The sequence below is a fragment of the Achromobacter insolitus genome, assembly GCF_002209555.1.
GTDB lineage: Bacteria > Pseudomonadota > Gammaproteobacteria > Burkholderiales > Burkholderiaceae_B > Achromobacter > Achromobacter insolitus.
The window spans coordinates 829245-854337 of record NZ_NJIF01000003.1 but is presented as its reverse complement, the minus strand read 5'-3'; the positions used below and the strand labels follow the sequence as shown (position 1 = coordinate 854337).

Here is a 25093-nt window from a genome sequence, read left to right as displayed (position 1 = left end):
CATTTTTGAAGGCGTACGGGTCATGAGTTCTGGTTTGGACCTCAGTCAGTTTTACGAGACCTTTTTCGACGAGGCCGATGAGCTGCTCGCGCAAATGGAGCAATTGCTGCTTGAGCTCGATGTGGGCGCGCCCGACATCGAACAGCTCAACGCAATTTTCCGCGCGGCCCACTCGATCAAGGGTGGGGCGGCGACGTTCGGCTGCTTTACGCAGCTGGCGGGCACGACCCACTTGCTGGAAAACCTCCTGGACGCGATCCGTCGTGGCGAAATGGCGCTGCGCACGGACATGATCGATATTTTCTTGGAAACGAAAGACGTGCTCAAAAGCCAACTGGATGCCTATCGGGCCTCCGAAGAGCCCGATGAAGCCGTGTTTGAGCGTATCTGCGCCGTGTTGAGGCAGCTTGCGCTGGAGCATAAGGATCCCGCCGCAGAATCCGCGCCGGCACAAGCTCCCGCGCCTGCGACCCCGCCGCCGGTTCAGGTTCAGGCCCCGGCGCAGGCGGCTCCGGTGCCAAGTTCCGAACCCGCGGCCGCGCCGCAGGCTCAGGCCGCAGAAACCGGCACACTGCCGTTGCGCGTGCGCATTACCAAGGTTTCGGACAAGGACGCAGCTTCCTTGCTCGAGGAAATGGGCAATCTCGGCAACGTCAAAGCCAGCGAGCGCGCCGATGGCGCGCTGACCGTATGGATGGACAGTACCTGCACGCCGGACGATATCGAGGCCGTCTGCTGCTTCATCGTCGACGGCGACCAGCTCGAAATCGGCCACGAAGCTGCTCCGGCCGCGGCCCTTGCGCCGGTGGCGGCCGCCGCGCCTGCCGCCACTCCTGCGCCTGCCGCCACTCCTGCGCCTGCCGCGGCTCCGGCTCCGCAGGCACCCGCAGTGGTCGAGTCCGCGGCTGCCGCCGAGGCGATCACGCAAGCGACCCGTGCCGCCCGTCCAGCCGCCGCAGCCCCTGCGCATGCGGACAAGGAGTCGACCTCGATCCGTGTAGGCGTCGAGAAAGTCGACCAGGTGATCAATCTGGTGGGTGAGCTGGTCATCACGCAGGCAATGCTGGCGCAGACCGCGTCCACGCTCGATCCGGTGCTGCATGATCGCTTGCTCAACGGCATGGAGCAACTGGAGCGCAATGCCCGCGACCTGCAGGAAGCGGTCATGTCCATCCGGATGATGCCCATGGACTACGTCTTCAGCCGTTTCCCGCGCCTGGTGCGAGACATCGCCAGCAAGATGGGCAAGCAGATCGAACTGCAGACGCATGGCCGCGCGACCGAGCTGGACAAGAGTCTCATCGAACGTATCATCGATCCGCTGACGCACCTAGTGCGCAACAGCCTGGATCACGGCATCGAAACACCCGAAAAACGCATCGCTGCAGGCAAGGATCCGGTCGGACAACTGGTGTTGTCCGCTCAGCACAATGGCGGCAATATCGTCATCGAAGTCAGCGATGACGGTGGCGGCCTGAACCGCGAAAAGATCCTGAAGAAGGCGATCGCGCAAGGCCTGGCGGTCAACGAAAATTCACCGGACGATGAAATCTGGCAGCTGATCTTCGCGCCGGGTTTCTCCACGGCCGAAAAGGTCACGGACATTTCCGGCCGTGGCGTGGGCATGGACGTGGTGCGTCGGAACATCCAGGACATGGGCGGCCACGTGCAGCTCTCGTGCGAGCCGGGCAACGGCACCACGACGCGCATCGTATTGCCGTTGACGCTGGCGATCCTGGACGGCATGTCGGTGCGCGTGGGCGAGGAAACCTTCATCTTGCCGCTGAACCACGTGACTGAATCACTGCAGCCCACCAACGACCAGATCTATTCGGTGGCGGGCAATGAACGTGTGATGCATGTGCGCGGCGAGTACCTGCCGCTGGTCGAAATGCACCGTGTGTTCTCGGTGGAAGATGCCCAGACGGATCCCACGCAGGCTATCGCGGTCATCATGCAAGCGGAGGACCGCCGTTTCGCGTTGCTGGTGGATCACCTTATCGGTCAGCATCAGGTCGTGGTGAAGAATCTGGAATCGAATTACCGCAAGGTGCCAGGGATTTCCGCAGCCACCATCCTCGGCGATGGCAGCGTGGCCCTGATCGTCGACGTATTTGCGCTTGCGCGCGCCAACCGCGAGCGTTGGTCGCAGCCCGAAGCCATTCTGAATTGATGGAGAAATAAACCTCATGGCAGCCAAACCGCAAGCGCAATCCGCGCGCAACGAAGATGTCGGCAGCGAGTTCCTGGTCTTCACGCTGGGCGACGAAGAGTACGGCATCGATATCCTGAAGGTTCAGGAAATCCGTGGCTACGACGCCGACACGGTGACCCGCATTGCAAATGTTCCGCCGTTCATCAAGGGCGTCACGAACCTGCGCGGCATCATCGTTCCTATCGTCGACCTGCGTATCAAGTTCAACCTGGGCCGCGTCGACTACAACGAGCAGACCGTGGTCATCATCCTGAACCTCGACCGCCGCGTCGTCGGTATCGTGGTGGATGGCGTGTCCGACGTGCTGATGCTCAATTCGGGCCAGATCCGTCCGGCGCCGGAATTCGGCGCCACCCTGTCCACGGAATACCTGACCGGCTTGGGCACGGTGGACGAACGCATGCTGATCCTGGTGGATATCGAAAAAATGATGACCAGCGATGAAATGGCGCTGGTGGAGAAGGTCGCATCCTGATCGGATCGGCCAGCTCGGGAGGTAGAAGCGCCATATTGAGCCCAATGTGGCGCTTTCCTTTAATGACTTCAATCTGGGAGTGGTTCTTGTGATGCGCAAGTTTCTCGCGAACATGACGATACGCAGCAGCCTGTTGTGGGTGCTGGCGTTTTTCTCATTCATGTTGGTGATCGGAGCCGCACTGGGTGTGCTGTCTCTGCGCATCAGCAATGGCACGTTGGCGGAGATTAAGCAATCGCAGGAACTGGATGACGCGGTGGGCCGCGTCGTTTCCAGCTACAAGGACTCCATGACCGGCCTGGGCCGCGCGGCGGCGGCCAACTATGCGGACATCGTGAAGTCCGTCGGACAGCCCACGTTGCTCACCCAGGGGCTTTCGTCCGATGCGGCCGGTTTGCTGGAGCGCGCCAAGGCCTCCATGAACAAGGGGCAGGCCGAATACGAGTACTACAAGAGCCTGGCGCGGCCGGCCGAAGCGGCCGAGACCCTGAAGGAAATCGACGAATCCTACGAGGCGCTGGTCCGGCAAGGACTGACGCCGCTGGTGGCTGCCCTGGAAAAGGCAGATATGCCCGCATACCAGAAACAGGTCCAGACGGTCCAGGATGCGCTGGAGGGACGTTATGCGCGAGCGATCGAGGGCTTCGATTTCTGGCGTGCCAGCAAGACGCTGGATGCCCATGAAGTTGCGCAGGTGCGCTATCAGTTCGTTCTGATGGCCGTAGGCGCAGGCGGCGTGATCGCGGCGTTGCTGGTGTTTGCCACCTACGTCTTCCTGCGTCGTCGCGTGCTGTTGCCGCTCAAGGAAGCGGGGCATCACTTTGATCGTATCGCTGGCGGAGACTTGACCGCCCGTGTGGACGTGCGCAATACCAACGAGATCGGCCAATTGTTCGCCGCGCTCAAGCGCATGCAGGAAAGTTTGACCCGTACCGTGGCATCCGTACGCCGCGGTGTGGATGAAATCAACGTCGGTTCGCACGAAATCGCCGCTGGCAATACGGACCTGTCCAGCCGCACCGAGCAGCAGGCGGCTTCTCTTGAAGAAACCGCGGCTTCGATGGAACAGCTGGCCTCCACGGTGAAGCAGAATGCCGACAACGCCCGCCAGGCCAATCAGCTGGCGGCCAGCGCGTCGGACGTGGCCGAGCGCGGTGGTTCGGCGGTGTCGGAAGTGGTGAGCACGATGCAGGAGATTTCTGGCAGCTCACGCAAGATTTCCGAGATCGTGTCGGTCATCGACGGTATTGCATTCCAGACCAACATCCTGGCGCTCAATGCCGCGGTGGAAGCGGCGCGCGCGGGCGAGCAGGGCAAGGGCTTTGCCGTCGTGGCGGGCGAAGTCCGCTCGCTGGCGCAGCGCAGTGCCCAGGCGGCCAAGGAAATCAAGGGCCTGATCGAGGATTCGGTGACCAAGGTTGGCGCGGGCTCGGAGCAGGTCGAGCGCGCCGGGGCCACCATGCAGGAAATCGTGGCATCGGTGAAGCGCGTGACGGACATCATGGGCGAGATTTCGGCTGCGTCCGAAGAGCAGTCCAGCGGTATCGATCAGGTCAACCGTGCCGTCTCGCAGATGGACGAGGTAACACAGCAGAACGCGGCGCTCGTGGAAGAGGCGGCGGCGGCGGCGGGTTCCTTGCAGGAGCAGGCCCAGCGGCTGGCCGAAGCAGTGGCCGTGTTCAAGATCAACGCGGGCGAAGTCATCGAGATTCCCGCCCATCGTCTGTCATCGGCCCGTTCGTCCGACACCGATGCACGTCTGCAAGCGCCTGATGCGCTTGCGCTTGGGCACTGAGGGCGGTAGTGGCTACATCAGCGGCAAACCAGGCACCCTCCATTTCGGTGGACCGCCAATTCGATTTTCGGGACGCGGACTTCTCGCGCGTGCGCAAGATGATCCATGCTCACGCCGGCATTTCGTTGGGCACGCACAAGCGCGAGATGGTCTACAGCCGGCTGGCGCGGCGCTTGCGCGCGCTGGGCATGCAGGATTTCGGCAGCTATCTGGATCAGCTCGAGAACGAGCCGAATGCAGCCGAATGGGAAGATTTCGTCAACGCGTTGACAACCAACCTGACCGCATTCTTCCGCGAATCACATCACTTTCCCATTCTTGCGGACTTCGCGAAGCGGCGCGGCGGCCCGGTATCGGTGTGGTGTTGCGCAGCCTCCACCGGCGAAGAACCGTATTCCATTGCGATGACGCTGGTGGAAGCGTTGGGCCCGCGGGCAAGCGCGTGTTCGGTGCTGGCCACCGATATCGATACCAACGTGCTCAGCCGCGCGCGCGCCGGCGTCTACCCCGCCGAACGCGTGGAAAAAATGGACGGCGAGCGCCTGCGACGCTTTTTCCTGAAGGGGCGGGGCGCCAACACGGGGCAGGTCCGGGTGCGGCCCGAGATCGCCGACATGGTTCGCTATGAAACCCTGAATCTGTTGGCGCCGGCGTGGCCGATCAACGAACAGTTCGACGTGATTTTTTGCCGCAACGTCATGATCTATTTCGATAAGCCCACGCAAGCAAGGATCCTGGAGCGTTTCGTGCCGCTGCTCAAGCCGGGCGGCCTGCTGTTCGCCGGACATTCCGAAAACTTTACCTACATCAGCCGCGATTTTCGTCTGCGCGGGCAGACCGTCTATGAATGCGCGGGCAAGTCCTGAGCAGGACGAGGCAGCAACAAATGAAGAAAATTAGTGTTTTGTGCGTGGACGATTCGGCATTGGTGCGCGGCCTGATGACCGAGATCATCAATAGCCAGCCTGACATGGAAGTGGTTGCGACCGCGCCCGATCCCCTGGTGGCACGCGAGCTCATCAAGCGTCATAACCCGGATGTCCTGACGCTGGACGTGGAAATGCCGCGCATGGACGGCCTGGATTTCCTTGAAAAGCTCATGCGCCTGAGGCCGATGCCGGTGGTCATGGTGTCGTCCCTGACCGAACGCGGCGGGGAAATCACGCTGCGCGCGCTGGAGCTGGGCGCCATCGACTTTGTCACCAAGCCCAAGCTCGGCATTCGGGACGGCTTGCTGGAATACACAGAGATCATCGCCGACAAGATACGCGCGGCATCGCGCGCCAAGTTGCGGGCGCCGGCCGCGCACGCAGCGCCCGCCGCTCCCGCGCCTATGTTGCGTCGGCCGCTGGCCAGCTCGGAAAAGCTGGTCATCGTTGGCGCGTCCACGGGCGGCACCGAAGCGATCCGGGAAGTCCTGCAGCCGCTGCCGCCGGATAGTCCGGCGATACTCATCACCCAGCACATGCCCGCTGGCTTCACGCGCTCTTTCGCGCAGCGCCTGGATGCGCTGTGTGCCGTGACTGTCCGCGAAGCCGTGCATGGCGACCGCGTACTGCCGGGTCATGTGTACCTGGCGCCGGGCGGCGATACCCATATGCGTCTTGGGCGCAGCGGTGCTAACTACGTGATCGAACTCGAAGCCAGCGAACCCGTCAATCGCCATCGTCCATCGGTGGATGTGTTGTTCCATTCGGCCGCCGTGGCCGCGGGCAAGAATGCCATCGGGGTCATTTTGACCGGCATGGGCAAGGACGGCGCCGCCGGAATGCTGGCCATGCACCGGGCAGGTGCCCACACGATTGCGCAGGACGAGGCCAGCTGCGTCGTCTTCGGCATGCCCCGCGAAGCTATCGCCATAGGCGCGGCGGATGAAGTGGTTTCGTTGTCGGCGATAAGCGAACGCATTCTGACTCGCCTGGGCGACCGTGGGCACCGCGTTTGACGCGGAAGGTTCCCCGATCGGTCCAAGGCAAATTCTTTCTGGAGTAGAAGATGGTAGACAAGGGCATAAAAATTCTGGTGGTGGATGACTTCCCCACGATGCGGCGGATCATCCGCAACCTGCTCAAGGAGCTGGGTTTCGAGAACGTCGATGAAGCCGAGGACGGCGCCATCGGCCTGGAGAAGCTGCGCAACGGCGGCTTCCAGTTCGTTGTGTCGGACTGGAACATGCCTAACCTGGATGGCCTGGAAATGCTTAAGCAGATCCGCGCCGACGCGGCGCTGGCCTCGCTGCCGGTGCTGATGGTGACGGCTGAAGCCAAGAAAGAGAACATCGTTGCTGCGGCCCAGGCTGGCGCCAACGGTTACGTGGTCAAGCCCTTCACGGCGGCAACGCTGGAAGAGAAGCTCAATAAGATCTTCGAGAAAATCGCCGGTTGAGGTGCGCCATGAGCACGACGGAACATGAGAGCCCGGGCGATTCCCCCGATCTGATTCACCGCATCGCATCGCTGACGCGCATGTTGCGCGATAGTATGCGCGAGCTGGGCCTGGATCAGGCCATCAAGGATGCCGCAAACGCCATACCGGACGCCCGAGACCGTCTGCGCTATGTCGCGCAGATGACGGAACAGGCCGCCAATCGCGTGCTGAACGCCACCGAGCAGGCCGGGCCCATCCAGGATGGCTTGTCACGGTCGGCGCAAGCGCTCGATGCGCGCTGGCAGCAATGGTATGACCAGCCCCTGGAGCTGCCCGAGGCTCGCGAACTGGTGAAGGACACCCGCGCGTACTTGCAGGACGTACCGAAGCAGGCGCAGCAGACGCAGTCCCAGCTGATGGAAATCATCATGGCGCAGGATTTCCAGGACCTTACCGGTCAGGTCATCATGCGCATGATGGACGTGGTGGGCGCGATCGAACGCGAACTGCTGCAGGTGCTGCTGGATAACGTGCCGCAAGAGCGCCGCGACGAAGCCAACAGCCTGCTCAATGGACCGCAGATCAGTCCCCAAGGCAAGACCGACGTCGTCACCAGCCAGGATCAGGTTGACGACCTTCTGGCCAGCCTGGGCTTCTAGGCCTCTACCGCACCGCCGGATATGCCCTCCGGCGGTGCGCGTTCCTGCGGCCGCAGGGTTCGACCGCTCAGCCTGCGCATGAACGTATTCCCTAAGGGCGCGAACCACGTCCGACCGATAGACTTCCCGCCAGAATAACAAGCAGGGGCCTTGCAGCGAAACATGGCGCGCGCAGCGCGTCAGGCAACGGATGCCCAGAGAAGGCGATCCGGGCCGGCACAAGGAGGTTGATCGTGGCCAGATCCGTATTCCGCCTGGGTGGCATGTGGCGGTTGCTGCGACGGCTCAATCGCGGCGACGCGACGCTGTCGGAGCGTACTTTTTCCATCAGTCCGGCCATTTGGCCGCTGTACAGGTTCATGGCGCGCATCCGCGGCCGCATCATGACCGTGCGGCAATCCAGCATAGAAATCGCGCTGAATGCCGCACGCACGCAATTCCAGGCAGGACATTGTTCGATGCTGGCGCAGGAGCAGGCTCGCGCCGCTCAGGCGTTGGCGGCCAGCGGGGCGCAGATCGCGGCCTTGTCGGGGGCGACTTCCACCCACGCGCGCGAAATTGCCGAGGTTTCGGGTCAGAATCTGCTCGCGGCGCGACAGGCGCAGGCCGAATTGGCTGATGTCAAAGAAAGAGTGGAACGCATGACGCGGGAGATGGCGGCGTTCACCGAAGTGGTCAGCCATTTGACGACCCGCGCGCGATCGGTGGGCGCCATCAGCAAGCTGATCAAAGACATTGCTTTGCAGACCCAGCTGCTGGCCTTGAACGCCGGGGTCGAGGCGGCCAGGGCTGGCGATGCGGGCCGTGGTTTTTCCGTCGTGGCGAGCGAGGTCGGGCGTCTGGCCGAGCGAGTGAATTCGGCCACCACCGATATCGGCCGCCATACCACCGAGATGCTGGAATTGGTGGATACGACTCAGAACCAAACGGAAACCCTGCGCGAGGATGTCAACGCGTCCGGCGGCGTGCTGGAGCGCACCTGCTCCAGTTTCGAGCGCTTTGTGCGCGATTTCGACAGTATGAACCGCCAGGTGGGCGAGGTAGTCCAAGCCGTGGGCGAGGTGGACGCCACCAATCATGGCATGAGCGAGGAAGTAAGCCGGATCGCGGCCCTGAGCGCCAACGTGCTGGAGCGCGTGGCCAGCATGTCCGCGGAAATCGACCGCATCCGTCGCCAAACGGAGAGCGTACAGGAGGTTTTGGCCGACGTGCGTACCGGCAAGACAGCCTTTGACGGCTTGTGCGATGCCGTCGAGGCCTTCCGTGATGCTGCCGTCCACCTGTTGGAAGATGCCAGGGCGCGCGGAGCGGATGTGTTCGACCGCCATTACCAGCGCATTCCCGGTAGTGAGCCTGCGCGCTACCACACGGGGTACGACCGGGGGATCGACGAGCCTCTGACCCGTCTGCTCGACAGTGTGCTGGAGAGCGTGCCGGGAGGGATCTATACCATCCTGGTCGACAACCGGGGCTATGCGCCGGCTCATAACAGCCGCTTTTCCCACGCGCCCACGGGCGACCCTAAGCAGGATATCGCGCGGACGCGGCACAAGCGCATTTTCGATGACCCGGTGGGCCGGCGCCTGGCCGAGAACACTGGCACTATGCTGTTCCAGACCTACTCGCGGGATACGGGCGAGATCGTCAACGACATTTCCGTTCCGGTGTATCTGGGGCCGGAACACTGGGGTGCGGTGCGGATAGGCCTGGACTATGGACGCTTTCAGGCCGCGCTGGAAGAACGGGACGCCGGGGGCCGTCAAGTCGCCGCAGTGGGGTGAAACCACGGGCCTTCTTGAGCCTCGAGGCATTCCTGGCCGGGCCGTCGCACCCGGCCTGCCGTGCATCCGGGAATAGCGCCGCTTTCCCCCCGTTTCTTGGCTTATCGCCAAGGCTGGGGTACCCCTAGAATCTCGGCGGGCAGCTCGTCAATCCAGAAATCAGCGAGCCGCGACAACACCGCAGAGCATGGCCGAAGAAAGCGACCTCGAAAAAACCGAAGCCGCCTCTCCCAGGCGCCTGGAAAAGGCGCGCGAGGAGGGGCAGATTGCGCGTTCCCGGGAGTTGGGAACGTTCATGATGCTGGCTGCGGGCGTGGGCGCGATCTGGGTCGGCGGCGGATCGCTTTACCGGACCCTTAGCGGCGTATTGCGCAACGGTCTGGGTTTCGACCAGCGTATCGTCGCCGATCCCGGGGTGATGGTCGAGCGGGCGGTCGAGGGGTTCGGCGAGGCCTTGCTGGTCCTTATGCCGATCTTCGGCTTGCTGGCCGTCATTGCGGTGCTCTCCAGCGTGCTGCTGGGCGGCATCGTCATTTCGGGCAAGCCGCTGCAGTTCAATTTTTCCAAGCTCAGTCCGGTGTCCGGCCTGAAACGGATGTTCTCGTCACAGACGGTGGTGGAACTGATCAAGGCGCTGGCCAAGGCGATGCTGGTCGGGGGTGTGGCAGTCTGGGTCATCTGGCGTTATCACGACGATATGCTGAGCCTGATGCACGTGGCGCCTTCGGCGGCCCTGATCAAGGCGATGACGCTGGTGGCGCTGTGCTGCGCCTTTATCGTGGCTTCCCTGATGATCATCGTCATGCTCGACGTGCCATGGCAGATCTGGAGCCATCTGAAGAAGTTGCGCATGTCCAAGGAAGACGTGCGCCAGGAGCACAAGGAAAGCGAAGGCGACCCGCACGTGAAGGCGCGCATCCGGCAGCAGCAGCGGCAGGCGGCGCGGCGCCGGATGATGGCCGAAGTGCCCAAGGCGGACGTCGTGGTGACCAACCCCACGCACTATGCCGTCGCTCTGAAGTACGACGAGGAAAAGAGCGGAGCGCCGCGCGTGCTGGCCAAGGGCACTGGCCTGATCGCCGCCAAAATCCGCGAACTGGCGGCCGAGAACCGCATCCCGACATTGGAAGCGCCGCCCCTGGCGCGCGCATTGCATCAACACGTGGAGCTGGGGCAGGAAATCCCGGCCGAACTCTATACCGCGGTGGCAGAAGTGCTGGCGTGGGTCTTCCAGCTGCGCTCCTGGCGAGCCGGTTGGGGCGCCGAACCGACGGCCCCGACCCGCTTGGCCGTGCCGGCCGAACTGGACCCGCAAGCCAAAACCGCAGCACAAGGAGCTTAAGGAATGAGCGCTTTGCTCACCATGTTGAAGAGTAGCGGGGCCACGCATGCGCGGCTTCTGGCAGGACCCATCCTGATCGTGATGGTGCTGGGCATGATGGTGTTGCCCCTGCCCACGTTCCTGCTCGACCTGCTGTTCACTTTCAACATTGCGTTGTCCGTGATGATCCTGCTGGTCGCCATGTTCACGCGCAAGCCACTGGATTTCGCCGCGTTTCCGGCCGTGCTGCTGTTTGCCACGCTGCTGCGCCTGTCACTGAACGTCGCTTCTACCCGCGTCGTGCTGCTTCACGGCCACACTGGGCCGGATGCGGCGGGCAAGGTCATTGAAGCCTTCGGCCACTTTCTGGTCGGCGGCAATTTCGCTGTGGGGATCATCGTCTTCGTGATCCTGACGATCATCAACTTCATCGTCATCACCAAGGGCGCAGGCCGTATTGCGGAGGTGGGCGCGCGCTTTACCCTGGATGCAATGCCAGGCAAGCAGATGGCAATCGACGCGGACCTGAACGCCGGCCTGATTGGCGAGGATGAGGCACGCAAGCGCCGCGCGGAAGTCTCGCAGGAATCCGATTTCTTCGGCTCGATGGACGGCGCCAGCAAGTTCGTGCGCGGAGACGCCATCGCGGGCCTGCTCATCATGGCGATCAACATCATCGGCGGCCTGATCGTCGGCGTGGCCCAGCACGATATGTCGATGAGCGACTCGGCGCGCGTCTATACGCTGCTTACGATCGGTGACGGCCTGGTGGCGCAGATTCCCGCGCTGGTGATCTCCACCGCCGCCGGCGTGGTGGTGTCGCGCGTGTCGACGGACCAGGACATTGGCCAGCAGATCCTCAGCCAGTTGTTCTCGAATCCCAGCGTGCTGTTCCTGACTGCTGGCATCGTCGGCATCATGGGTCTGATTCCCAATATGCCGCACGTCGCCTTCCTCACACTGGCCGGTGCGCTGGGCTGGGGAGGCTGGATGTTGCACAAACGGCAGTCGGCCGCGGCGGCGGCCGCAGCGGAAGTGCCGCCGCAAGCCATTACCCAGGCACAGGCTGCCGCGGCCGAGGCCAGTTGGGACGACGTGTCCATGGTCGACCAGCTGGGCCTCGAGGTGGGTTACCGCCTGATCCCGCTGGTGGACCATGCGCAAAACGGCGAGCTGCTGCATCGCATCCGCAGCCTGCGCAAGAAATTCGCGCAGGACGTGGGCTTTCTTCCTCCGGTCGTGCATATCCGGGACAACCTCGAACTCAAGCCGAACGACTACCGTATCCTCTTGTCCGGCGTGGAAGTCGGCCATGGCGTGGCGATGCCGGGTCAGTGGCTGGCCATTGACCCGGGCGGCGTGACCATGCAGATCAAGGGCACGCCCACCACGGATCCCGCCTTTGGCTTGCCCGCGCTCTGGATCGACGGCAGCCTGCGCGACCAGGCGCAAGTGGCGGGCTATACGGTGGTGGATGCCGGCACCGTGGTCGCAACGCATTTGAATCACCTGATGCACCGCCATGGCTCCAACCTGCTTGGCCGCCAGGAAGTTCAGCAACTGCTGGACCGTATTGGCCGCGATGCGCCCAAGCTCGTTGAGGATCTGGTACCGAAGACGCTGTCGCTTACGGCGTTGCAGAAGGTGTTGCAAGGCCTGCTGTCGGAAGAAGTGCCGATCCGCGACATGCGCACCATCATCGATACCTTGTCCGAACACGGCCCGCGCCTGGCCGCGCTTGCCGCCGGTTCGGGCAGTCAGCCCGATATCAACGAACTGATCGCCCTGACGCGCCGTTCGCTGGGCCGCGCGATCACGCAGCAATGGTTCCCGGGCGAGGGCGAGCTGCGGGTGATCGGCCTGGATGTGAAGCTGGAGCGCGTGTTGTCCCAGGCGATGACGACCAGCGGCGGCCTGGAGCCAGGGCTCGCGGATACCTTGCTGCGCGAAACTCAAGCGGCTGTCGAACGCCAGGAATCGCAAGGCAACGCACCGGTGCTGCTGGTTTCGCCGGTCTTGCGCGCGCCTTTGTCGCGCTTCCTGCGGCATCATTTGCCGCAGTTGGGCGTGTTGTCGAATACGGAAATTCCCGATGAGCGCATGGTGCGTGTGACCGCGCTGATCGGCGGAGGTAACGGGGCATGAAAATAAGCCGTTTTTTTGGCGCGAACAGCCGTGATGTGATGCGCCAGGTCCGGCAGGTACTGGGGCCGGACGCGTTGATCGTGTCAAACCGCAGCGTCGATGGCGGTGTGGAGGTGTTGGCCACCGTCGAGGGGGCTTTTGACGACGCCGCTCAGGAGGCGGCGCCGCGCCAGGAAGCTGGATATTCCCGGCCGGCTGATACTCGCCCGCAGATGCCTGCCGGCTCGCCGGCCGGCATGCGCTTCGATGGATTGGATTCCGCGGCGCGCCCGCCGATGCCGGCGCCTGCCTTGCCGCAGGGCGCCTATCCGGCGCCGTCGCGGTCGATCGCGGCTTACCAGACCGCCTACGCCTCGTCCATGCAAGAGGAAGGCGAGGCGCCTCAAGCGCCGCCGGCAGCCGCTGTGCCGTCGCCCGCCGCACCTGTGCGCGTCGAGTTGCCTTCCTTGCCGCCGCTGCGCGAAGCGCCAGTGATGCAGGCGGCCACGTCGGCGGCGGTGCCTGCGGGCTCTCAGCCGTCACCCGTGCCTTCCATGGCCCGCACGCCGGATGCTCCGCTGCGACAGCCGCCGATGGCGCCGTCCGCCGCCTTGCCCTCTGATGCCGCAGCCGGCTTGCAGGACGCCATCAGTGCGCTGCGCGGTGCATTGGAAAGCCGCATGGACGGCCTGCTTTGGGGTGGCCGCCAGGGACCTGGACGGGAGCCTGCAGGCGCGGCGCTGTTCCGTAGCCTGATGGATGCGGGATTCAGCACGAAGCTGGTACGCACGCTGGTTGAACGCCTGCCGGAAGGAATGACGCCGGAAGCAGCGATCAGCTGGGCGCGCAATGAGTTGGTAACTCACCTGCCTGTGCTGCGGTCCGAAGATGAATTTCTGGCGGGCGGGGTGTACGCGCTGGTTGGTCCGACCGGTGTGGGCAAGACGACCACGCTGGCCAAGCTGGCCGCGCGCTGCGTGGCGCGCGAGGGCCGCGACCAGGTCGCGATGCTGACTACCGACAACTTCCGGATCGGGGCGTTGGAGCAGTTGCAGATCTATGGTCGCCTGATGGGCGTGCCTGCTCATTCGGTGCGCGATGCCGGCGAACTTCGACGTATCCTTTCCGAACTGGGCAGCCGCAAGATCGTGCTGATCGACACCACCGGCATCAGCCAGCGCGACCGCCAGGTGGCGGAACAAGCGGCGATGCTGTGCAACGCAGGCAAGCCGGTCCGCCGGCTGCTGGTGCTGAATGCCGCGAGCCAGGGCGATACGCTGGATGAAGTCGCGCACGCCTACCGCAACGGCGTGGGTGAGGACGTGGCTGGCTGCATCATCACCAAGCTCGACGAGGCCACCCGTTTGGGCGCGGCGCTGGACACCGCAATCCGCCATCGCTTGCCGATTCACTATATGTCAGTAGGGCAGAAAGTGCCCGAACACATGGAGCTGGCTCGCGCCGACGTGCTGATCGACCGCGCTTTCTCGATGGTAGAGCGCGCCCGCGCCCTCTATACCCCCAGCGAAGCCGACTTGGCGTCGCTGATGCCCGCCTCGCGCGAATCCGAGAACGTCGATCCCGCCCGCAAACGGCAGTTGTTGGCTTCCGCCATCCTGCGCCCGCAGGGCGGCGCAAGCTCGGTCGAAGCCGCGCAGAACCTGGACGATGCCATTGCCTGGCTGGAAAGCGATCCCGCATGCGTGCAGGCGCGGGCGTCCTGGCGCGGCTACGTTGGCGATAGTTCGGGTTCCAGTCTGGTTGGGCTGGGCGACGAGCCTCTCGCAATGGCGCGCCGCGAGTTCTCTTCCGTTTGCGGACGCCATCTGCTTGCCATGCATGGCAAGGCGGCCATGAACGGAGACGGCCTGCCCGGCGGAGCGTTGCTGGGCACGCTGCTGATGAGCGATCGCGGTACGGCGTTGGCCGCGCCTGCGCAGCAACTGGTACTGCCGCACGGTATGCTGTCCGCATTCGCGCCGACGGCGCCGGCCCAGCCGGATCCCGCGCTTGCGCTGCAGGCGCGTGTGGCTTGGCTGACTGAAAAACTGGCGCGAGTGCCAGTCGTACATATGCTGGATGCGGCCACGCCGGCCTTGTGGCAACCCTTGAGCGAGCAAGGTGTTGCGTGGATGGCGCGTAGTGCCGGAAGCCTGCGGGTGGTCCAGGACGATTGCCCGACCAATCTGAATGCGGTCGGCAAGAGCGTGGGCTACCTTCCCGTTGGTCAACCCGGCGACATGCCGGGATTGCATGGCGTGCAGGGTGGCAAGCGTGTGCCCCTGGCGTTGTGGGCCTCGGGTACCGAGGTGACGCTGCGAGGGAAGGGCGGGAATGAACCTGTGCGGCTGGTCTGCGCGCGCCTGATCGACACGGTCAGCGGCGAGGTGTCCGGACAGCTGTTCGGCCTGACGAATCTGCCTGCTTCCCAGGCGGATGCCGCCACCGTGGCGCGCTGGTTGGTCTTGCAGGAAGAGGCCAAGGCCGGCTTCCGCTACATGGCGAACGCTTGGCAAGCCTTGCCGGCCGTGGACGGCGCCCATGCGCTGGCGCGTCAATCGCTGATGGCGGGCCAGATGGGCGCCGCATGCTGGCAGCTGGCGCACACGTCCGCGGCGCAGATCCTGAGAGGGCCCTTGTCAGGCGTCATGGGCACCGAGCGCAAGCTGTCCGGCCGCATGTTGCCGGTGGCCTTGTTGAAGATGTATGCGATGCTGGAAATGACGGGAGCTTGACCGCAAGCTTTGACGGATGGGCGAGGTGCCGATCGCGGGAGCTTGTTGCTTGGGTTCCCGTAGGGCGCCAGCCCCGGGTTCCGGCCTTCAGCCGGCCACGATGGGCTTGCGGCCCGGGGCGCTGCGTGCGCCGCGGCCGCGAGCGTCGTAAGTGGACAGGGCGCCTCCGGCTGCGCCCATACTACGCAGGGCGTCCAGCGATTGCTGCGTGTAGCGCAGGTGCACGTCGATCAGTGCGCCGTTGCGCATATTGATTTCATTGGCGGATGCCGATTTGCTCAGCAGAGCCTGCCAGACGCCGGACAGCTGCGGATGCAGTACGGCCGCTTGTTCGGTGCCGGTATGGCCAGCGGGCAAACCGATTTCGGCAAGCAAGGAGTCGCGGACCTGGCTCAGATCCACCAGCTTGCGGGCAATGTCCCCCTTGCGTTCCGTGATTTCCTGCAGCGTGCCGACGCTTCCCAAGCCCACCAGCACCTCGGTCTCTTCTTCCAGGATGGAAGAGAACTCGGTGATCAGGGCGTCTTCCTGACGCATGCAGGATTGCAGGGAATCGACAGTGCTCATGGTCATGCTGCTCGGATCGGAATGTTGCGGGGTTACTTCAGCAGGTCGCGGGCGCTGGCGATCAGGCTGTCGGCGATGCGGCCGGTGTCGATCTTGAGCTGACCCGAGGCGATTGCCGCACGAATGGCGGCAACACGTTCGACGTTGATGTCATTGGAGCCGTCCTGCAGCGCGAGCATCTTGCGTGATGCCGAGCTCAGCGCCACCTGCGAGCTGCTGGAGCCGCTGGCGCTGCCGGCGCCATAAGCCTGAGCAACCGCGGCGTCAGCGCGAGGCGCTACGGCGTCGGCCGATAGGGGGCGGTTGGTGGTGGAATTGATCTTCAAGATTATCTCCGCAGGGCGTCCTGGGTCGGTTGTGCGACGGATTCGCCTACTTATGCCTCTGTAACGACAGGTCCGGTCGGAACTTTAGGGGAGAGCGGCGCAAGGGTGCAATACGACATGTAACAGCGGTTACAGCTGTATTTCCACGAGGCTGGCATTACGCACCACGCCGCTGACGACCTGACCGCCCGCCGTCCGCACTTGTACGGTGGCGCCGGGCGCCGCATTCTCGAGCGCCTGGCCTTCGCTGCTGACCACGAAGCCATTGCCACGCGCATTGATGCGGACATTGGCGCCGCGCACGACGGATTGCGCATTGCGCAGCGAGGATCCCCTTACCGGTTGTCCCGCATTGATTCTGTGTGCCGCCGTCATGCCGACCACCATTTGCGGATCGGTTACCGCGCCTGGAGGCAAGGCGACCAGGTCGCCGTCACGAGGCGTCAGATCATCAGGCGTCAGGGCCTGGCCAGCGGCGATCATGCGAGTCGCGACGTAGTAGTAGCCCGGCACGCTCACGGTCGCCTGTACGTAGGTCGTCCAGGGTTTGGGGGCGTTGCATCGCACGCCCACCGTCATGCGCGAGCGCAGTTTCATGCCTGAGGGCATAAATGGGGACATGGCGTCGCAAGGTGCCAGGTGCTCGACCCGGGGCGGGTCGATGGCGATCGACGGCTGTCCGGGCAAGCCGGTCAACTGGTCGAGCAGGTAAGTCTGCGCGGCCAGGGCGATTGCCTCTGGAGCTTGGGTGGCAGCTTCCTGCCCCTGTGCGGCAGCCAGGGGCAGCAACAGGGCTGTCAGGCAAGCTGCGCGCGCACGGAGTCGTCTAGCGGAGATTTTCATGATGGGTGAATTGTAGGAGTCTGCTCCATTCGGCAATACGTGAATTGGATGAGAAATAACGGGTTATTTGGCTGATTGTGTTTAGCCCCCGGCCCCTATCATGCCGTCATCCAATGGGATAACGGTCTGTCCGGCGTCCCTTGCTTTCCGAATTGCAACGCACCAAGGCGCCACGATGCTAGACAGGCTTAACGAAGATTTCCGGTTCTTCCAGCAGTCCCTGGGACTGCGCGCGCAACGCCAGGAAGTGCTGTCGTCGAACATCGCCAACGCCGACACCCCCAACTACAAGGCGCGAGACTTCGATTTCAAGACGGCCATGGCTACCGCCATGGAAGGCAGCAAGCGCCTGCCCGATACCTCGCTCACCTTAACCTCCACCCGCCACATCCCGGCCAAGGCCGTGTCGCAGGGACCGACGGAGCTCCTCTACCGCCTGCCGTACCAGCCCAGCCTGGACGGCAACACGGTGGATATGGATATCGAGCGCGTGCAATTCGCGGATAACACCCTGCATTACCAAAGCACGATGCAGATGCTGTCTGGCCGCATCCGGACCATGATGGCCGCAATTCAGGACTGATTTTCTAAACGGAGCGGCAGGCAATGTCCTTGTTGAGCATTTTTGATATCGCCGGTTCGGCGCTCAGCGCGCAATCGCAGCGCATGAACGTGGCGGCCAGCAACATGGCCAACGCCGACAGCGTGGTCGGCCCCGACGGCCAGCCCTATCGCGCCCGCCAGGTCGTGTTCCAGGTGAATCCGCCGGTCGGACAGGCCCCCGGCCAGGAGATCGGTGGTGTGCGCGTGGCTGGCGTGATTGAAGACCAATCGCCTTTGAAGCAGGTCTACGACCCGCAGCACCCGCTGGCCGATGCCCAGGGCTACGTCAGCATGCCCAACGTCGATCCCGTCGCCGAAACGGTGAACATGATCGCGGCGTCGCGTTCATACCAGGCGAATGTCGAAGTGCTCAACACCGCCAAGGCGTTGATGCAAAAGACGCTGACCATCGGCCAGTCCTAATTTCCCGAGCTCGTGAATCCATGACCACTATCGATCAATCGACCAGCAAGACTGGCCTGGGCCTGGCCCAGACCGGCGCAAACAGCAGCAGCACGGCGCAAGGCCTTCAGGACCAGTTCCTGAAACTGCTGGTGACTCAGCTACAGAACCAGGATCCCCTGAACCCGATGCAGAACGCCGAGCTGACCTCGCAGCTGGCGCAGATCTCCACGGTCGAAGGCATCACCAACCTGAAGAACACGATGCTCGCCATCAGCGGGCAGATCGATGTGTCCCAGTCGATGAACGCCGTCTCCATGATTGGCAAGGGTGTCCTCATTCCGGGTTCGAAGATCAAGGTCGGGGTGGACGCCGACGATCCCGCGGCGCGCGTGGTCACTCCCTACGGCCTGGATCTGCAGGGCGATGCGCAGAAGGTCCAGATCCGCATTTCCGACGCAAACGGCGCGGTTGTGCGCACGATTGAAACGGTGGATCAGAAGACGGGCGTTTACACGCTGGATTGGGACGGCAAGAACGACAACGGAGTCGCGCTGGAGCCGGGCGCCTACACCGTCTCGGTCCTGGCCACCGACGCCGATGGCAAGAAGGTGAACGCGGAAGTATTGAGCTACGGCATGGTCAAGAGCGTGGCCTACTCGACCGACGGCCTGCGACTGGATCTGGGCCTGGAAGGCCAGACCAGCATGCTGGACGTGCGCAAGGTGATCGGCGCCTGAGGCAGGCGTACGCAATGTATCGGTGCCGGCGCAGGCGCGGCGGCTTCCCTAGTTAAAGATTAGCGAGAAAAAACATGGGTTTCGGACAAGGATTGAGCGGCTTGAATGCCGCGGCGCAGAACCTCGACGTCATCGGCAACAACATCGCCAACTCCGGCACCGTCGGCTTCAAGTCGTCGACCGCTTCGTTCGCCGACGTCTACGCCAGCTCGCGCGTGGGCCTGGGCGTGAAAGTGGCCGCCATCAGCCAGCGTTTCTCCGTGGGTACGGTGAATGGTGGAGGCGGCGAATACGACATCGCGATCGACGGCGCCAAGGGCATGTTCCGCGTCACTGACCAGAGCGGCGCCGTGATGTACACCCGTAATGGCGAGTTCCTGGTCGACAAGAACAATTTCATCGTCAACGCGCAGGGCTATCGCCTGACGGGCTATCCGGCCGGCGCCGTCGGCGCGAATCCGGTCGAGCTTCAGCTGCCCATGGCTAACGTGGCGCCCCAGGCGACGTCGTCGGGTACCACCGTGGCCAACCTGGACGCCAATGCCAAGGTCGTGTATGCGGTCGATACGGAGACCTCGCCGATGCAGCCGGGCTCCGTGACGCTGGGCGGAACCGCCTATACCTTTACCAAGACCCCCGCGGGTGCGCTGGTCTGGGCGCCCGGCAATCCTCCGGCAGCAACCTACGGCACCGCGCCCAATACTGTCACTATCGATGGCACCGGTCAGATCCCGACCGGAGGCGGGTCCCTGAACAACATTCCCGGCTTCGCCGATTACACCGCGGCCGTGGTGGAAGTGGGCAAGCCTTTCGATCCCAAGCTGAGCTCGACCTACACCAATGCGTCGCCCATGACCGTGTTCGATTCCTTGGGTAATTCGCACCAGGTCATGCAGTATTTTGTAAAGCGTCCGGCTGATGCCGCGGGCAATAGCGTCTATGACGTGTATTACACGATGGATGGCGCAGCGATGGCGCCGACCTCGGAGGCGGGCGGCGTGTGGGGTAACCCGCAGCAATTCACCTTCAACAAGGCCGGTGTGATGACCAGCGCGCCCGTGGTGAACCTGTCGTTCGCGGCGCCGGGTGGCGGTACCACGCCTGCCGATCCCATCAACATCGCGATGAACTACACCGGCACTACGCAGTACGGTAGCGCATACAAGTTGGTGGCAAAGCCCGACGGCTATAGCTCTGGCGAGTTCAGCGGCATCAATATTGGCGGTGACGGCAGCCTGGTGGCCAGCTATACCAATGGCCAGACCCAGGTCGTGGGCACCATCGTGTTGGCGGACTTCTCCAACCTGCAGGGCCTGCAGCCCGTGGGCAACAACGCCTGGACCGAAACCTCGGCCTCGGGCCAGCCCATCCTGGGGCAGCCGGGCAGCAACGGCATGTCGAAGGTCGTGGGCCAGGCGACGGAGGCGTCCAACGTCGATATGAGCAAGGAGCTGGTGAATATGATCATCGCCCAGCGCACCTATCAGGCCAATTCGCAGACCATCAAGACCCAGGACGAAATCATGCAAGTCCTGATGAACCTGAAATAGGGGTGAATCCACCCCCGAAGCGCCCTTGGCGCTTCCACCTCGAGGGGGCGCGCTGGCGGACCGGCGAAGCCGGATCCGCGGCGCCTCGCTCCTGTGGGAGCGTTGGCTTGGGTGCATTTGGAGCATGTTCGACGACGATGGCGACTGGATAGGAAATGGATCGGATTATCTACACCGCGATGAACGGCGCGGCACGCATCACGGAGCATCAGGCTGCGTTGAGCAACAACATGGCCAACGTGAACACGCCGGGCTTTCGCGAGCAGATCGCGTTGTACCGCTCGGTACCGGTCACGGACGGAGTGAGCCTGCCCACGCGTGTTTCGACGGTGGCGTCCACGCCTCGCAACAGTTTCCAGATGGGCAATATGCAGACCACGGGCCGGGATCTGGACGTGGCGCTGTCCAGCGAACGCGGCTGGATCGCCGTTCAGACTCCGCAAGGCGAGGCATACACACGGGCGGGCAGCCTGCAGGTCGGGATCAATGGCCTGCTGCAGACGTCGCTGGGGCAGCCGGTGCTGTCGGATCAAGGCGGTCCCATCGATGTGCCGGATCAGGCCGCGCTGACGATCACGTCGGATGGCACCATTACCGCCATCGGTGCCGGGGATGCGCCGAACAACATCCTGAACCTGGGCCGGATCAAGCTGGCCAGCCCGCCCAACGAGCAACTGGTGCATGGCGACGACGGTGTGTTCCGCCTGGCCCCGGTCAATGGCCAGCCGGCGCCTCCGGCCCCTGCTGACCCCGGCCTGCGGCTGTTGTCGGGTGTGTTGGAGGGCAGTAATACCAATCCCATGGCGGCGATGGTCGGCATGATCGCCAACGCGCGCCGCTTCGAGCAGCAAATGCAGGTGATCCAGCAGTCGGACCGCAATGCCGAACGCGCCAACGGCATCCTGTCGGTAAGCGCCTGATACGGCAACTGAACCTAGATCAATTTTTCGCGCGCGGCCGGGCCGCGCCACCAGGAGTATTTCATCATGATGCGTTCGCTGTGGATCGCCAAGACGGGTCTGGAGGGGCAGCAAACCTCCATGGACGTGATTTCGAACAACTTGGCCAACGTTTCCACCAACGGCTTCAAGCGTGGCCGGGCCGTGTTCCAGGACCTGATGTATCAGACGCTGCGCCAACCTGGCGCGCAGGTGGGTGATGCCACCCAACTGCCGTCCGGCCTGCAACTTGGTACCGGTGCACGTGTTGCCGCGACCGAACGTATCCACACCACGGGCAACCTGAACAACACCGGCAGCGAGATGGACATCGCCATCAACGGCCGCGGTTTCCTGCAGGTCGAGCTGCCGGATGGTACCCAGGCATACACGCGCGATGGCGCGTTGCAGCGCGACCAGAACGGCCAGTTGACGACGGTCAGCGGCTACGTGATCCAGCCGCCCATGAACATCCCCGACAACGCGCTGACCATCACGATCGGCAAGGACGGCATGGTCTCGGTGACGCAGCCGGGCGCCGCCGGCATTAACGTGCAGATCGGCCAATTGCAGATCGCCACGTTCATCAACCCGACGGGCCTGCAGAGCGTAGGCGAAAACCTGTATCTGGAAACCGACGCTTCCGGTCCTGCGAACCTGCTCCAGCCGGGCGTGGACGGCGCGGGCTCCATCATGCAGAACTATGTGGAAACCTCCAACGTCAACGTCGCGGAAGAGCTGGTCAACATGATCACCACTCAACGCGCGTACGAAATGAACAGCAAGGCCGTCAAGACTTCGGACGAAATGCTGGCCCGCCTGACCCAACTGTGATGTCCATGTCTGTCCTGCGCCTGGTATCGAGTACGGCACTGGCTTTGCTGGTGGCCGGTTGCGCCATGATCCCGCCCGAGCCCATCGTGACCGGGCCGACCACGGCTGCGCCGCCGCCTCCGCCCACGCCCATGGCGCAGCCCACGGGCTCAATCTATCAGCCGACCACCTACGGCAACTATCCGTTGTTCGAGGACCGCCGTCCGCGCAACGTGGGAGACATCGTCACCATCGTCCTGAACGAGAAGACGAACGCCTCGAAGAACGTCGCAACGAACACCAATCGCAGCGGCAGCGCCAGTCTGGGCATCGCTGCGGCGCCGTCCTTCATGGACAGCTGGGCCAACGCCAACCTGAACACCGACGCCAAAGGCGGCAATGTGTCCCAGGGCAAGGGCGACAGCACCGCAAACAACGCCTTCACTGGCACCATCACCACCACGGTGGTAGGGGTGATGTCCAACGGCAATCTGCAGGTCGCGGGCGAAAAGCAGATAGCCATCAACCGAGGCAGCGAGTTCGTGCGCTTTTCCGGGGTGGTGGATCCGCGCTCGATCACCGGCACGAATACCGTGTCGTCGACGCAGGTGGCCGACGCGCGCATCGAATACCGCAGCAAAGGCGTCATGGACGAAGTCCAGACCATGGGCTGGCTGCAACGCTTCTTCCTGATCGCTTCGCCCTTCTGAAATGAAACACTCCGCTTTCCTCTTTCGTATGTTGGCACGCGTCTGCGTCGCCGCCAGCCTGCTGGGCGCCGCCGGGGCTGCTCAGGCCGAGCGGCTCAAGGACCTGGCCTCGATCCAGGGCGTGCGGGGCAACCAACTGATCGGCTATGGGCTGGTCGTGGGCCTGGACGGCAGCGGCGACCAAGTGCGCCAGACGCCGTTCACGCAGCAAAGCTTGACCAATATGCTGTCGCAGCTGGGTATCACGGTGCCCGCGGGCAGCAATATGCAGCTGAAGAACGTGGCGGCCGTCATGGTCACCACCACCTTGCCGGCATTCGCTCGCCCGGGCCAGACGCTGGACGTGGTCGTGTCTTCCATGGGCAACGCCAAGAGCCTGCGCGGCGGCACGCTGCTGATGACGCCGCTCAAGGGGGCCGACAGCCAGGTGTACGCCATCGCCCAGGGCAATATCCTGGTGGGCGGTGCAGGCGCTTCGGCCGGCGGTTCCAGTGTGCAGATCAACCAGTTGAACGGCGGTCGCATCAGTGCGGGCGCCATCGTGGAGCGCGGTGTGCCCACGACGTTCTCGCGCGATGGCTACATTTATGTGGAACTGAACAACACGGATTTCGGCACCGCGCAGAATGTCGTCGCGGCGCTGAATCGCAAGTTTGGCCAAGGCACCGCGACCGCGTTGGACGGCCGGGTGGTGCAGGTGCGCACGCCCATGGAACAGGCCTCGCAGGCGCGCTTCCTGTCGCAAGTGGAAGACCTGCAGGTGGCGCGTGCGCCCACGGTGGCCAAGGTCATCATCAATGCGCGCACCGGTTCGGTGGTCATGAATCGCACGGTCATGATCGAAGAAGCGGCCGTGGCGCACGGCAACCTTTCGGTCATCATCAACCGCCAGAACCAGGTGTCGCAGCCTGACACGCCTTTCACGGAAGGGCAGACGGTGGTGGTGCCCAATACCCAGATCGAGGTGCGTCAGGATAACGGGTCCTTGCAGCGGGTGAGTACCAGCGCCAATCTCGCCGATGTGGTCAAGGGCCTGAACGCCCTGGGCGCGACGCCGCAGGATCTATTGGCGATCCTCCAGGCCATGAAGACCGCCGGCGCGCTGCGCGCCGAATTGGAAATCATCTGACGGCCATGGCGTACACCAACGATGCGGCGCGGGGCGCCAGCCGCCAGGATTCGGTCTTTGACATGGGTCGCCTGTCGGACCTGAAACGCGACGTCAAGAAGGACCCCGAAGGTACCGAGCAGCAGAAGCAGGTGGCCAAGCAGTTCGAGGCCCTGTTCCTGCAGATGATGGTCAAGCGCATGCGCGAGGCCACGCCCAAAGAAGGGCTGTTCGATTCGCAGCAGACGCAGATGCTGCAATCCATGGCGGACGAGCAACTTGCGCTGCATCTTGCATCGCCTGGCATTGGGCTGTCCGGCGCCATTTTGGCGCAGATGCAGCAAGGCAAGCCGGGCGATCTCGGGGCAGACACGGTCAAGCGTCTGGGCGAGGGCGCGGATCTTGATTTCCGTTCGGCCGGCTCGCGTGAAGTCTCTGCATTGTTGAACGTGATGCGCAATAACAGCGCCCAAAGCCGGGCTTTGGCCGCGGCGGAAGGCGCACCGGATCATGTCGTCGCGTTCGTATCCAAGATGTCGCGCGCTGCCAATCTGGCATCGCAACAAAGCGGCGTGCCCGCGCGCCTGATCATGGGCCAGGCGGCATTGGAATCGGGTTGGGGCAAACGCGAGATCAAACATGAGGACGGCAGCACCAGCTACAACCTGTTCGGCATCAAGGCTGGGGCCAGCTGGAAGGGCAGGGTCGTCAACGTCCTTACCACCGAGTACGAGGACGGTGTCGCGAAAAAGGTGACGCAACCGTTCCGGGCCTATGCATCCTATGAGGAATCCTTCGCCGACTATGCGCGCCTGATCGGCAACAGCCCGCGCTACGAAGCTGTCACGCAAGCCCGCAACGAGATCGAGGCGGCGCGCAGGATCCAGGACGCCGGCTATGCGACGGACCCCAAGTATGCGCAGAAACTGATCGGCGTCATGAGCCAATTGCGCGGGGCGGCGTCCAACGTGGAAATTTCTCGCCAGATGTTGGAAGGACTCTAAATTCGGACTATCTCCTG

23 protein-coding genes are annotated in these 25093 nt (G+C 63.5%); 20 read left to right on the top strand and 3 right to left on the bottom strand.

What is annotated here, in order from left to right:
* The first annotated feature begins 22 nt into the window (after nucleotides 1-22).
* From cheA to flhF, 11 genes are all read left to right on the top strand, one after another.
* A complete protein-coding gene (gene cheA, locus CEY08_RS14135) occupies nucleotides 23-2173 on the top strand; it encodes a chemotaxis protein CheA (RefSeq protein ID WP_076813030.1) in 2151 nt (716 codons plus the stop codon).
* A 16-nt stretch (nucleotides 2174-2189) separates the two neighbouring features.
* A complete protein-coding gene (gene cheW, locus CEY08_RS14130; RefSeq protein WP_042793268.1) occupies nucleotides 2190-2690 on the top strand; it encodes a chemotaxis protein CheW in 501 nt (166 codons plus the stop codon).
* A gap of 91 nt (nucleotides 2691-2781) precedes the next feature.
* Nucleotides 2782-4485 carry a methyl-accepting chemotaxis protein gene (locus CEY08_RS14125; RefSeq protein WP_042796976.1) on the top strand — a complete coding sequence of 568 codons (1704 nt, stop codon included), beginning with the start codon at nucleotides 2782-2784 and terminating at the stop codon, nucleotides 4483-4485.
* 8 nt (nucleotides 4486-4493) lie between these two features.
* Nucleotides 4494-5351, top strand: coding sequence for a CheR family methyltransferase (locus tag CEY08_RS14120; protein ID WP_063642541.1), 858 nt, complete (start codon nucleotides 4494-4496; stop codon nucleotides 5349-5351).
* A gap of 20 nt (nucleotides 5352-5371) precedes the next feature.
* Entirely contained in the window at nucleotides 5372-6430 is a 1059-nt protein-coding gene (locus CEY08_RS14115) for a protein-glutamate methylesterase/protein-glutamine glutaminase (RefSeq protein ID WP_042793270.1), read from the top strand.
* A 50-nt stretch (nucleotides 6431-6480) separates the two neighbouring features.
* Complete coding sequence (gene cheY, locus CEY08_RS14110; protein ID WP_042793271.1) at nucleotides 6481-6870, top strand: chemotaxis response regulator CheY; 390 nt, start codon at nucleotides 6481-6483, stop codon at nucleotides 6868-6870.
* A gap of 8 nt (nucleotides 6871-6878) precedes the next feature.
* Complete coding sequence (cheZ, locus tag CEY08_RS14105; protein ID WP_042793272.1) at nucleotides 6879-7511, top strand: protein phosphatase CheZ; 633 nt, start codon at nucleotides 6879-6881, stop codon at nucleotides 7509-7511.
* Between the two features lie 233 nt (nucleotides 7512-7744).
* Nucleotides 7745-9292: a methyl-accepting chemotaxis protein gene (locus tag CEY08_RS14100; RefSeq protein WP_232033733.1), complete on the top strand. Its 1548-nt coding sequence runs from the start codon at nucleotides 7745-7747 to the stop codon at nucleotides 9290-9292.
* A gap of 187 nt (nucleotides 9293-9479) precedes the next feature.
* Nucleotides 9480-10634 carry a flagellar biosynthesis protein FlhB gene (gene flhB, locus CEY08_RS14095; RefSeq protein ID WP_042793273.1) on the top strand — a complete coding sequence of 385 codons (1155 nt, stop codon included), beginning with the start codon at nucleotides 9480-9482 and terminating at the stop codon, nucleotides 10632-10634.
* Nucleotides 10635-10637: 3 nt separating this feature from the next.
* Entirely contained in the window at nucleotides 10638-12758 is a 2121-nt protein-coding gene (flhA, locus tag CEY08_RS14090) for a flagellar biosynthesis protein FlhA (RefSeq protein ID WP_042793274.1), read from the top strand.
* Nucleotides 12755-15472, top strand: a complete 2718-nt coding sequence (gene flhF / locus CEY08_RS14085; protein ID WP_076813033.1) for a flagellar biosynthesis GTPase FlhF — start codon at nucleotides 12755-12757, stop codon at nucleotides 15470-15472. The genes flhA and flhF overlap by 4 nt, the downstream gene beginning before the upstream one ends.
* An 87-nt stretch (nucleotides 15473-15559) precedes the next feature.
* Here flhF and CEY08_RS14080 read toward each other — a convergent pair whose 3' ends face one another.
* From CEY08_RS14080 to flgA, 3 genes are all read right to left on the bottom strand, one after another.
* Nucleotides 15560-16039: a flagella synthesis protein FlgN gene (locus CEY08_RS14080; RefSeq protein WP_042796978.1), complete on the bottom strand. Its 480-nt coding sequence runs from the start codon at nucleotides 16037-16039 to the stop codon at nucleotides 15560-15562.
* Nucleotides 16040-16071: 32 nt separating this feature from the next.
* Entirely contained in the window at nucleotides 16072-16365 is a 294-nt protein-coding gene (flgM, locus tag CEY08_RS14075; protein WP_042793276.1) for a flagellar biosynthesis anti-sigma factor FlgM, read from the bottom strand.
* Between the two features lie 129 nt (nucleotides 16366-16494).
* Nucleotides 16495-17208 (bottom strand): flagellar basal body P-ring formation chaperone FlgA, encoded by a 714-nt coding sequence (flgA, locus tag CEY08_RS14070; RefSeq protein ID WP_076813036.1) that lies wholly within the window; start codon nucleotides 17206-17208, stop codon nucleotides 16495-16497.
* A 175-nt stretch (nucleotides 17209-17383) separates the two neighbouring features.
* Between flgA and flgB the strand changes: the two genes are divergently transcribed.
* The 9 genes from flgB (at nucleotide 17384) to flgJ (ending at nucleotide 25076) form a co-directional block, all read left to right on the top strand.
* On the top strand, nucleotides 17384-17791 hold the full coding sequence (flgB, locus tag CEY08_RS14065) for a flagellar basal body rod protein FlgB (RefSeq protein WP_042793278.1): 408 nt from the start codon (nucleotides 17384-17386) through the stop codon (nucleotides 17789-17791).
* Nucleotides 17792-17814: 23 nt separating this feature from the next.
* On the top strand, nucleotides 17815-18234 hold the full coding sequence (gene flgC / locus CEY08_RS14060) for a flagellar basal body rod protein FlgC (protein ID WP_063642537.1): 420 nt from the start codon (nucleotides 17815-17817) through the stop codon (nucleotides 18232-18234).
* Nucleotides 18235-18254: 20 nt separating this feature from the next.
* Complete coding sequence (locus CEY08_RS14055; protein WP_042793279.1) at nucleotides 18255-18953, top strand: flagellar hook capping FlgD N-terminal domain-containing protein; 699 nt, start codon at nucleotides 18255-18257, stop codon at nucleotides 18951-18953.
* 74 nt (nucleotides 18954-19027) lie between these two features.
* Nucleotides 19028-20503 carry a flagellar hook-basal body complex protein gene (locus CEY08_RS14050; protein WP_076813040.1) on the top strand — a complete coding sequence of 492 codons (1476 nt, stop codon included), beginning with the start codon at nucleotides 19028-19030 and terminating at the stop codon, nucleotides 20501-20503.
* Nucleotides 20504-20658: 155 nt separating this feature from the next.
* Nucleotides 20659-21423 (top strand): flagellar basal body rod protein FlgF, encoded by a 765-nt coding sequence (locus CEY08_RS14045; protein WP_063642535.1) that lies wholly within the window; start codon nucleotides 20659-20661, stop codon nucleotides 21421-21423.
* Between the two features lie 66 nt (nucleotides 21424-21489).
* On the top strand, nucleotides 21490-22275 hold the full coding sequence (gene flgG / locus CEY08_RS14040) for a flagellar basal-body rod protein FlgG (protein WP_042793282.1): 786 nt from the start codon (nucleotides 21490-21492) through the stop codon (nucleotides 22273-22275).
* Nucleotides 22275-22964 (top strand): flagellar basal body L-ring protein FlgH, encoded by a 690-nt coding sequence (locus tag CEY08_RS14035; protein ID WP_063642534.1) that lies wholly within the window; start codon nucleotides 22275-22277, stop codon nucleotides 22962-22964. Before flgG ends, CEY08_RS14035 begins: the two co-directional genes overlap by 1 nt.
* Before the next feature lies 1 nt (nucleotide 22965).
* Nucleotides 22966-24093, top strand: coding sequence for a flagellar basal body P-ring protein FlgI (locus CEY08_RS14030; protein WP_063642533.1), 1128 nt, complete (start codon nucleotides 22966-22968; stop codon nucleotides 24091-24093).
* Between the two features lie 5 nt (nucleotides 24094-24098).
* Complete coding sequence (gene flgJ / locus CEY08_RS14025) at nucleotides 24099-25076, top strand: flagellar assembly peptidoglycan hydrolase FlgJ (protein ID WP_076813044.1); 978 nt, start codon at nucleotides 24099-24101, stop codon at nucleotides 25074-25076.
* The last annotated feature ends 17 nt before the right edge of the window (nucleotides 25077-25093 follow it).